This window comes from Streptomyces sp. 8L (assembly GCF_020176795.1).
Lineage (GTDB): Bacteria > Actinomycetota > Actinomycetes > Streptomycetales > Streptomycetaceae > Streptomyces.
Window position 1 is genome coordinate 1 of the sequence record NZ_JAIUKE010000429.1, and the last position, 10,634, is coordinate 10,634.

The following is a 10,634-nucleotide window of genomic DNA, read 5'->3' on the forward strand; positions in this document are numbered from 1 at the left end:
CCGCGCCGTCCGCCCGCTACCCGTCGGCGCGTTCCACCGCGTCCTCCAGGACGATCCGGCCGATCAGCTCGTAGCGCCGTGTCGATCAGCGGGACATGGCTGAAGGCCTGCGGGAAGTTGCCCACTTGGCGCTGTCCGTGCGGGTCCCACTCCTCGGCGAGCAGACCGAGGTCGTTGCGCAGGCTCAGCAGCTTCTCGAACAGCCTGCGCGCCTCTTCCACCCTGCCGATCATGGCGAGGTCGTCGGCCAGCCAGAACGAGCAGGCGAGGAACGCGCCCTCGTCGCCCGCGAGGCCGTCGAGGCCGGCCTCCTCGCCCGACGTCGGGTAGCGCATCACGAAGCCGTCAGGCGTGGACAGCTCGCGCTGGATCGCCTCGATCGTGCCGATGACGCGCTTGTCGTCCGGCGGCAGGAAGCCGACCTGCGGGATCAGCAGCAGCGACGCGTCCAGCTCCTGCGAGCCGTACGACTGCGTGAACGTGTTGCGCTCGTGGTCGAAGCCCTTGTCGCACACGTCGCGGTGGATGTCGTCGCGCAGATCGCGCCACTTCTCCACCGACCCGTCCGGGTCCTCGGCGTCCCCCGACTCCAGCAGCTTGATGGTCCGGTCGACGGCGACCCACGCCATCACCTTCGAGTGAACGAAGTGGCGGCGCGGCCCGCGCACCTCCCAGATGCCCTCGTCCGGCTGGTGCCAGTGCGTCTCCAGGTAGCGGATCAGCTTGAGCTGGAGCACCGACGCGTAGTCGTTGCGGGCGAGCCCCGTCATGTGCGCGAGATGCAGCGCCTCCGTGACCTCGCCGTACACGTCCAGCTGAACCTGGTGTGCCGCGTTGTTCCCCACCCGTACGGGCGACGAACTCTCGTACCCGGGAAGCCAGTCGAGTTCCGCCTCGCCCAACTCCCGTTCCCCGGCGATGCCGTACATGATCTGGAGGTTCTCCGGGTCGCCCGCGACGGCCCGCAGCAGCCACTCGCGCCAGGCGCGTGCCTCCTCCCGGTACCCGGTGCGCAGCAGCGACGACAGGGTGATCGCCGCGTCCCGCAGCCAGGTGTAGCGGTAGTCCCAGTTCCGTACGCCGCCGATCTCCTCGGGCAGCGACGTCGTCGGCGCGGCGACGATCCCGCCGGTCGGCGCGTACGTCAGTGCCTTCAGTGTGATCAGCGACCGCACCACGGCCTCCCGGTAGGGCCCGTGGTACGTGCACTGCCCGACCCACTCACGCCAGAACTCGGCGGTCGCGGCGAGCGCGCCCTCGGGCTCCGGCAGCGCGGGTCCCGCGCGGTGCGACGGCTCCCAGCTGATCGTGAACGCGACCCGCTCACCGGGGGAGACGGTGAAGTCGGAGTACGTCGTGAGGTCCTTGCCGTACGTGTCCGCGGTGGTGTCGAGCCACACGGAGTCCGGGCCCGCTATGGCGACCGTACGGTCGCCGACCTTGTGCACCCAGGGGGTGACCCGTCCGTAGCTGAAGCGCATACGGAGCGTGGAGCGCATCGGCACCTGCCCGCTGACGCCCTCCACGATGCGGATCAACTGGGGCGCCCCGTCCCGAGGGGGCATGAAATCGGTCACTCTGACCGTGCCGCGCGAGGTGTCCCACTCCGATTCCAGGATCAGCGAATCGCCGGCGTAGCGGCGCCGCTGGGCCCGCGGCGGCTCGGAACCCGCAGGGAAAGCGGGGCCCAGTCGCCAGAAACCGTGTTCGTCGGTGCCGAGAAGGGCTGCGAACACGGCGTGGGAATCGAAGCGGGGCAGGCACAGCCAGTCGACTGTGCCGTCCCGGCAGACCAGTGCCGCGGTCTGCATGTCTCCGATGAGTGCGTAATCCTCGATGCGCCCTGCCACGTGCATCTCCAGTCCAACGGCCACGTCGCCCCGAAGGGGCTTTTGGTGCGGTCAAGGGGTCGTTGACGAGCTCTTTTTCCGGGAATAACGGGCTGGGGTGGTGCCGTTTGCCGGCCTGACTCGGCAGCGAATGTCCGAGCAGGATACGACGCACCCCGCCCTTGCGTGTCACGCTCACGGCACCATAGGTCCGATGAACGTTTGAGTCACGGCCGCGGCGCGCGTCACGGGGTGTGACGTATGGCCGGAAGCAGTCCCTCCCGGTCGCTGTTAGTCTGGTAGCCCGTGGACCGGTGGTCTCCCTCAGGCGTGAAATCCGCAGACAGGGCGCACCGAAGCCGCCGCGACGCCACCTCAGACCGCGACCACGGGAGCCCCCTCTTGGCCATGCCGAACCGATCCTCGACGACCAAGCACATCTTCGTCACCGGGGGCGTCGCCTCCTCCCTCGGCAAGGGCCTGACCGCCTCCAGCCTCGGGGCGCTGCTGAAGGCGCGCGGCCTCAGGGTCACCATGCAGAAGCTGGACCCGTACCTGAACGTCGACCCCGGCACGATGAACCCGTTCCAGCACGGCGAGGTCTTCGTCACCGGCGACGGCGCCGAGACCGACCTGGACGTCGGCCACTACGAACGCTTCCTCGACGTCGAACTCGACGGCAGCGCCAACGTGACCACCGGGCAGGTCTACTCCACGGTGATCACCAAGGAGCGCCGCGGCGACTACCTCGGCGACACCGTGCAGGTCATCCCGCACATCACCAACGAGATCAAGCACCGCATCCGGCGCATGGCCACCGACGACGTCGACGTGGTCATCACGGAGGTGGGCGGCACGGTCGGGGACATCGAGTCTCAGCCGTTTCTGGAGACGGTCCGTCAGGTACGGCACGAGGTCGGCCGCGACAACGTCTTCGTCGTGCACATCTCGCTGCTGCCCTACATCGGCCCGTCCGGCGAGCTGAAGACCAAGCCGACCCAGCACTCCGTGGCGGCGCTGCGCAGCATCGGCATCCAGCCCGACGCGATCGTGCTGCGCGCCGACCGCGAGGTCCCGCTGTCGATCAAACGCAAGATCTCGCTGATGTGCGACGTCGACGAGGCGGCCGTGGTCGCGGCCATCGACGCCAAGTCGATCTACGACATCCCGAAGGTGCTGCACGCCGAGGGGCTGGACGCGTACGTGGTCCGCAAGCTGGACCTGCCGTTCCGCGACGTGGACTGGACGGTCTGGGACGACCTGCTGGACCGGGTGCACAACCCCGACCACGAGGTCACGATCGCCCTCGTCGGCAAGTACATCGACCTGCCGGACGCCTACCTGTCCGTGACGGAGGCCATGCGCGCGGGCGGCTTCGCGAACCGGGCGCGGGTCAATGTGAAGTGGGTGACCTCCGACGAGTGCAAGACGCCCGCGGGCGCCGCGCGCCAGCTCGCCGATGTGGACGGGGTGCTGATCCCGGGCGGATTCGGTGACCGCGGGGTCACCGGCAAGATCGGCGCGATCCAGTACGCCCGCGAGAACCGCATCCCGCTGCTCGGCATCTGCCTGGGGCTCCAGTGCATCGTCATCGAGGCGGCGCGCAACCTCGCGGAGATCCCGGACGCCAACTCCACCGAGTTCGACGCGGGCACCGCGCACCCGGTGATCTCCACGATGGAGGAGCAGCTGGCGTACGTGGAGGGCGCGGGTGACCTCGGCGGCACGATGCGCCTCGGGCTCTACCCGGCGAAGCTGGCCGAGGGCTCCGTGGTGCGCGAGGCGTACGCCGGCGAGCCGTACGTCCAGGAGCGCCACCGCCACCGCTACGAGGTCAACAACGCCTACCGCGCCGAGCTGGAGAAGAAGGCGGGCCTGGTGTTCTCCGGGACCTCGCCCGACAACAAGCTCGTCGAGTACGTCGAGTACCCGCGCAGCGTCCACCCGTACCTGGTCTCGACCCAGGCGCACCCGGAGCTGCTCTCCCGGCCCACCCGCCCGCACCCGCTGTTCGCCGGGCTCGTGAAGGCGGCGGTGGAGCGGAAGCTCGGCACGGACCGGCCGAAGTCCCGGGCGGCCGGCTAGCACCACGGGGCGCGGAGCCGGGCGGCCGCCGGTCGGCGGGCCCCCGGCCTGGCGATACGGTGGGGACCGGGGCGTACGGATCGGACAGATCCGGCACCCCGGTTGTCCGTTTCGCCGGTTACGCGTGGAGGGCCGTTTCATGACCGTCAAGGATGCCCGCGAAGAGTGGCGGGTCACCGGGACCGCGATGCCGTTCCGCGGCAACAAGACCGGCGTCCGCACGGACCAGGTGGTCATGCCCGACGGAGCCGTGGTCTCACGGGACTACCAGGTGCACCCGGGCTCCGTCGCGATCCTCGCGCTCGACGAGGACGGGCGGGTCGTCGTCCTGCGCCAGTACCGCCACCCCGTACGGCAGAAGCTGTGGGAGATCCCGGCAGGGCTGCTCGACGTCGAGGGCGAGAACCCGCTGCACGCCGCGCAGCGCGAGCTCTACGAGGAGGCCCACGTCAAGGCCGAGGACTGGCGGGTGCTCGCCGACATCTACACCTCGCCCGGCGGCTCCGACGAGGCGGTGCGCGTGTTCCTGGCGCGCGATCTCGGGGAGGCCGAGGGGGAGCGCTTCGAGGTCTCCGAGGAGGAGGCCGACATGGAGCTGGCCCGGGTCCCGCTCGGCGAGCTGGCGCGCGGAGTGCTCGCGGGCGAACTCCACAACAGCTGCCTCTCCGTGGGCGTCCTCGCTCTGACGGCGGCGCTCGCGGGCGACGGCCTCGATGCGCTGCGGCCGGCGGACGCCCCGTGGCCGGCCAGGCCGTTCACGCCCTGACCGAAGGCGCGTGCGGTGCGCGACGGCACGGCGCGCGCACACCGTTCGTGTTGGCGCCAGGAGGCGGCGCGTGCGGTGCGCGCGGGGGGAGCCCGCCGCGCCCCGCGGTGGAGGCGGCGCGGCAGGCCGGACACCCGGCGGACGGTGAAACGGTGATCGGACTATCGCCTGATCCGATCTAGTGATCTTGCGGACACGTCCCGGTCTTCACCCGGGAGGGGTCAACTAGGCTCGGGGCGCCCACGGGCCCCCGTGGGGCCGGGTTGTGGCCAGGTGGACGGAGCGTGATCCCGTGACGGATCAGGCGGTGGACGTGAACAGCCCCGACCGGATCGCCGAGCCGCCCTTCCTCGGCCGCAGGCGGGAGCTGGCCGAACTCCGCGCCGACCTGGAGCGCGCGGGACTCAACACCATCTCGGGGCGCAAGGAGCCCCGCGCGCGCGTCCTGCTCGTCGCGGGCCGCCCGGGCTCCGGCCGTACCGCGCTCGCCGAAGAGATCACCCGCCGGCTGCGCGACGGCTATCCCGGCGGTGTCGTACGTGCGGCCCTCACCGAGCCCGGCGGCGACCCCGTGCCGGGGGAGCGCTCGGCCCGGGCCGTCCTCGCCGCGCTCGGCGTCCAGGCGCCGCCCGGCGAGGCGGAGGACGCGCTGACCCAGCGGGTGCGCGAGACCCTCGCCGCGCGAAAAGCCCTGCTCCTGCTGGATGACGCCCTCGACGCGGAACAGGTCGACCCGCTCGTCCCCGACACCCCCGACTGCCTGGTCGTCGCCGTCTCCCGGGGCCCGCTCACCGGTATCCCCGACGTCCGGCCGTGCACCGTCGGCGGCCTCGACAGCGCCGCCGCCGTCGAACTGCTCGGCCGCTACGCGGGCGCCGTGCGCATCACCGTCGACCCGCAGGCCGCCGAGTCGCTGGCCGAGGAGTGCGGCGGCCAGCCCGCCGCGCTGCTGCTGGCCGGCGGCTGGCTCGCGGCCCGCCCGACGGCGTCCGTCGCCGACCTGGCCCGGCGGCTGCGCGACCTGGGCCCCGAACCGGACGTCCCGGTGGGCGACCGGCCGCTGGCCCGCGCCTTCCGCCTGGCCTACGACGCGCTGCCGTCCTCCGTCGCGTACACGCTGCGGCTGCTCACGCTCGCCCCCGCGGGGCTCGCGGACGCGCACACGGCGTCCGCGCTCGCGGGCTGCTCTGTGCCGTCGGCCGCCGCGGCCCTGCGCGACCTCGCGGGCCTCGGCATGCTCAGGCCGGCCCCCGGCGCGGGGCCGGGACAGGTACCCGCGGGCCGCCGCGAGGACAGCGCCGACGGCCGGTACGTCCTGCCCGGCTGCCTGGTGCCGCTGCTGCGCGCCCGTACACAGCTCCAGGACCGGCCCGGCGAACTGCGGCTCGCCAGGGCAAGGATGCTGGAGCGGACGGTACGGCTGCTGCGCTCCTGCCGGGCGGTCACCGAGCCCGACGGCTCGCCCGCCCGCAAGCAGCTCGCCGCGCTGCCCCGGGCGATGCGCTTCCCGAGCGCGGCGGCGGCCGCCTCCTGGCTGCGGCTGAACCGGCCCGCGCTGCTCGCCGCCGCCCGCGTCGCCGCCCAGGACGGCGAACTGGACACGCTGGCCCGCCGCCTGGTGGCCGCGCTGGTGCGCGCGCTCGCCGCGCACGAGGGCACCGAGGCCGCCGCGCCCGACCTGTACGGGCTGCACCACCTCGTCCTCGACGTCGCGCAGCGCCGCGGCCTGCACCGCGAGCGGGCCGCGGCCCTGCTCAACATCGGCGACCTCGACGCGCGCACCGGCCGCACCGGGGACGCCCTCGCCCGCTACCGCGCCGCGCTGGACGCGGGCCGGGCGGCGCAGGACCACTACGCGACGGGCCGCGCGATGGAATCCGTGGGCGGCGCCTACCAGGACCTGAAGGACTGGCACCGGGCGGCCGACTGGTACGGCAGGGCGCTCGCGCAGCGCCTCAGCCGCGGCGAGCGGCCCGACGAGGCACGGCTGTACGGGCGCCTCGCCACCGTCCACGCCTACGCGGGCGCCTACGACGACGCGCTGCGCGAGTGGCGCGCCGCCGTCGCCTGCCACCGGCGGCTGGACGATTCCCCCGGCGTGGCAAGGGCGTTGAGCGAGGTGGCCCGGGTGCTGGAGTTCGCGGGCCGCCCGCACGACTCGCTGCGCACCTGCGAGGAGGCCCTGGAGTGGGCCGTGCTCGCCGGGGACGAGCGGCTGCGCGCCGCCCTGCACCTGCGGCTCGCGGACACCCTGGAGCGGATGGGGGACCCCGCGGCGGCGACGCTGCACCGCGGCAGGGCGAACCGGCTGCTCGGACCGGACGAAGCACAGGACTGAGGCCGGCTGACCTACGAATTCCGCATCCTGTCTGGGAGAGATTCATTCATTGCAAGGCTGGACAGCGGGAAATCCTTGAATAGACTGGCTCTGCCGCGGTGATCCGTGGTGTCGCCCGATGCGTCGTGTCCCTGCTGCTCCTGAGCTGCCGCTGCCGCCGATACACCGATTGCCCGGGTTTGTTTTCCCCTTCAGGTGCCCCTCTGAGCCAAGGACCGTGATCGACGTGAAGGTCGGCATCCCCCGCGAGGTCAAGAACAACGAGTTCCGGGTGGCCATCACCCCGGCAGGCGTGCACGAGCTCGTGCGCCACGGCCACGAGGTCGTCGTCGAGCGGAACGCAGGCGCCGGCTCGTCCATCACGGACGAGGAGTACACGGCGGCGGGTGCCGCGATCCTCGCCACGGCCGACGAGGTCTGGGCCGGGGCGGACCTGCTGCTGAAGGTCAAGGAGCCGGTCGAGGAGGAGTACCCGAGGCTCCGCAAGGGCCAGACCCTCTTCACCTACCTGCACCTCGCCGCGTCCCGCGCGTGCACCGACGCGCTGCTCGGCTCCGGCACCACCGCCATCGCCTACGAGACCGTCGAGACCGCGCGCCGCGCGCTGCCGCTGCTCGCGCCGATGTCGGAGGTCGCGGGGCGGCTCGCACCCCAGGTCGGCGCGTACCACCTGATGCGCTCGGCCGGCGGCCGGGGCGTGCTGCCCGGCGGTGTGTCCGGTACGGCGGCGGGCCGCGCGGTCGTCATCGGCGGCGGCGTCTCCGGCTGGAACGCCACGCAGATCGCGGTCGGCATGGGCTTCCACGTGACCCTGCTCGACAAGGACATCGACAAGCTGCGCGAGGCCGACCGGATCTTCGGCACGAGGGTGCAGACCATCGTCTCCAACGCCTACGAGCTCGAACGCGCGGTCCTCGAAGCGGACCTCGTCGTCGGCGCGGTGCTCATCCCCGGCGCGAAGGCGCCGAAACTGGTCACCAATGAGCTGGTGTCCAGGATGAAGCCCGGAAGCGTACTTGTCGACATCGCGATCGATCAGGGCGGCTGCTTCGAGGACTCCCGGCCGACCACCCACGCCGAGCCGACCTTCCGCGTGCACGACTCGGTCTTCTACTGCGTCGCCAACATGCCGGGCGCTGTCCCGAACACGTCGACCTACGCCCTGACCAATGCCACACTCCCGTACATCGTGGAGCTCGCCGACCGCGGCTGGCGGGAGGCGCTGCGCCGTGACCCGGCGCTCGCCAAGGGCCTCAACACCCATGAGGGCGAAGTGGTTTACCGTGAGGTCGCCGAGGCGCACGGACTCGACCACGTCGAACTGGACGCGCTGCTCGGCTGAGCCGTCAAGGCGCGCCGTCAACGTCGCTCCACGGGCCGGACCTTGCCGCGCGAGGTCCGGCCCCGGTGTGTATCGGGCCACTTTCCCGGCCTGACCCGCCCGGCGCCAACACGCGGCGAAAGTAACGATTGTGCCGTTTTGCTCGCCGGGCGTCGAAGTGCGCCGTGCCTTGGTGAGAGGGGTGTGCGCCCTTGACACAGGGGTGTTCGGTTGCCGACACATCGGGCCGGGTCCGGCGGATTGTGTTGCTGCGGAGCGGTGACACGCCATAGAGTCGCCAACCGTCGGCATGGTGCCACGCTGACCTATCGATAAGTTTCCTGGTTACTTCCAAGGAGGTAAGACGACTTGTGAATGAGTCGACATTTACTCCCGGGGGTGGTCAACCAGGAATGCCCGCGGCGGGCGTGAGTGCTCCGTCCGGCTTCGAGGCTGTCGGCTCCGTCGCTGTCCGCACCTTCGCCACCACCCAGCACACGACAGCCCACCAGACGATGGACGGCCAACACGTGAACGCCATGGCCGGCAACGAGGGAAGCCGAGAGCCCACCCCATTCGCCGACTTCGAGGAAGTGCCCGAGGGGCACTTCTACGACCCTGACGCCGAGTACGAGCCCGACCCCGAGTACGCGGCCACGCTCGCCCCGGACGCCGCACGGCAGCGCCGCGAGCGCGTCGGCCCGACGGGACGGCCCCTGCCGTACTTCCCGATCCCGGGCCCGCTGACCGATCACGGCCCCGCGCAGATCATCGCGATGTGCAACCAGAAGGGCGGCGTCGGCAAGACCACGTCGACCATCAACCTGGGTGCCGCGCTCGCGGAGTACGGGCGGCGGGTGCTGCTCGTCGACTTCGACCCGCAGGGCGCCCTGTCCGTCGGCCTCGGTGTCAATCCGATGGAGCTGGACCTCACGGTCTACAACCTGCTCATGGAGCGGGGCATGGCGGCCGACGACGTCCTGCTGAAGACGGCGGTGCCCAACATGGACCTGCTGCCCAGCAACATCGACCTGTCCGCGGCCGAGGTCCAGCTCGTCAGCGAGGTCGCCCGCGAGTCGACGCTCCAGCGCGCGCTGAAGCCGCTCCTCCAGGACTACGACTTCATCGTCATCGACTGCCAGCCGTCGCTCGGCCTGTTGACGGTGAACGCGCTGACCGCGGCGCACCGCGTCATCGTGCCGCTGGAGTGCGAGTTCTTCGCGCTCCGCGGGGTGGCGCTGCTGACGGAGACCATCGAGAAGGTCCAGGAGCGGCTCAACCCCGAGCTGGAGCTCGACGGCATCCTCGCCACGATGTACGACTCCCGCACGGTGCACAGCCGCGAGGTGCTCGCCCGCGTCGTCGAGGCTTTCGACGAGCACGTCTACCACACGGTGATCGGCCGTACGGTGCGCTTCCCCGAGACCACGGTCGCCGGTGAGCCCATCACGACGTACGCCTCCAACTCCGTCGGGGCCGCCGCGTACCGCCAGCTCGCCAGGGAGGTGCTCGCCCGGTGTCACGCCGAGTGAGTCTGCCCGGCGCCGACGAACTGTTCCGTACCACCGGCGGCACGGCCCTCCAGTCGTCCTCGCCCGGTGACCGGCGCCGCGGCGCGAACGGCGAGGCACGTGTCCCCGCGCCCGCCGGGGAGAGCGACGCGGGCGCCGAGGGCCCCGGACCGGCGCACACTCCGGCCACCGGGCGCGCCACCGAGGAGGAGCACTCCTCCGCCGCCGATCCCGACGCCTCCGACCCCGCGGGACCCGCCAGGTCCCGCACGGCGGACGCCGAGCAGCAGGCAGCCCTGGGCAAGCCGCGCAGGCCGGCCGCCGAGCAGCCCGGCGGCGGGCCCGCCGTACCGCAGCAGCAGTCGGGCCCCGCGCCCGCCGCGCAGCAGCAGCGGCGCGGCAAGGGCGGCCGCGGCGCGAACCGCAGGCCCAGCGGGCGCGAGCGGCACGACGAGAAGATCACGGTGTACGTCTCCGCCGAGGAACTCATGGACCTCGAACACGCGCGGCTCGTCCTGCGCGGCGAGCACGGCCTCGCGGTGGACCGCGGGCGTATCGTCCGGGAAGCGGTCGCCGTGGTCCTCGCGGACCTCGAATCGCGCGGCGACGCCAGCATTCTCGTACGGCGCCTGCGCGGCCGCTGACCGGCCCGCCCCGGTTTCGGGTGCGGTACGCACGGGGCCGGGGGGGGGGCGCGCCGGGGGGGGGGGGGGACGGACTGCTGCCTTACACAGCGCCCACGACCGGAGCAGTCGATGGGCCGACGGACGTGTCCGCCGGTGTG

General features: G+C 72.1%; 7 protein-coding genes. 6 read left to right on the forward strand and 1 reads right to left on the reverse strand.

From position 1 onward, the window contains the following. On the reverse strand, positions 1 to 1,856 hold a 1,856-nt coding region (locus tag LCE31_RS29830; protein WP_225019820.1), incomplete at its 3' end, for a glycoside hydrolase family 15 protein. Between the two features lie 381 nt (positions 1,857 to 2,237). On the opposite strand from LCE31_RS29830, the gene LCE31_RS29835 reads away from it, so the two are divergent. The 6 genes from LCE31_RS29835 (at position 2,238) to LCE31_RS29860 (ending at position 10,494) form a co-directional block, all read left to right on the forward strand. Next, positions 2,238 to 3,914 (forward strand): CTP synthase, encoded by a 1,677-nt coding sequence (locus tag LCE31_RS29835; RefSeq protein ID WP_225019810.1) that lies wholly within the window; start codon positions 2,238 to 2,240, stop codon positions 3,912 to 3,914. A 139-nt stretch (positions 3,915 to 4,053) separates the two neighbouring features. Next, complete coding sequence (locus LCE31_RS29840; protein ID WP_225019812.1) at positions 4,054 to 4,680, forward strand: NUDIX domain-containing protein; 627 nt, start codon at positions 4,054 to 4,056, stop codon at positions 4,678 to 4,680. Positions 4,681 to 4,972: 292 nt separating this feature from the next. Then, entirely contained in the window at positions 4,973 to 7,018 is a 2,046-nt protein-coding gene (locus LCE31_RS29845; RefSeq protein ID WP_225019814.1) for a tetratricopeptide repeat protein, read from the forward strand. A gap of 226 nt (positions 7,019 to 7,244) precedes the next feature. Further along, entirely contained in the window at positions 7,245 to 8,360 is a 1,116-nt protein-coding gene (gene ald, locus LCE31_RS29850; RefSeq protein WP_225019822.1) for an alanine dehydrogenase, read from the forward strand. Positions 8,361 to 8,752: 392 nt separating this feature from the next. Further along, positions 8,753 to 9,871, forward strand: coding sequence for a ParA family protein (locus tag LCE31_RS29855; protein WP_225019815.1), 1,119 nt, complete (start codon positions 8,753 to 8,755; stop codon positions 9,869 to 9,871). Next, the gene (locus LCE31_RS29860) at positions 9,856 to 10,494 is read left to right on the forward strand and encodes a hypothetical protein (protein WP_225019818.1); all 639 of its coding nucleotides are present in this window, start codon (positions 9,856 to 9,858) and stop codon (positions 10,492 to 10,494) included. The genes LCE31_RS29855 and LCE31_RS29860 overlap by 16 nt, the downstream gene beginning before the upstream one ends. The last annotated feature ends 140 nt before the right edge of the window (positions 10,495 to 10,634 follow it).

Coding starts and splice junctions, on each gene's coding strand:
- LCE31_RS29835 (WP_225019810.1), top strand. CDS start 2,238: ATGCCGAACCGATCCTCGACGACCAAGCACATCTTCGTCACCGGGGGC.
- LCE31_RS29840 (WP_225019812.1), top strand. CDS start 4,054: ATGACCGTCAAGGATGCCCGCGAAGAGTGGCGGGTCACCGGGACCGCG.
- LCE31_RS29855 (WP_225019815.1), top strand. CDS start 8,753: ATGCCCGCGGCGGGCGTGAGTGCTCCGTCCGGCTTCGAGGCTGTCGGC.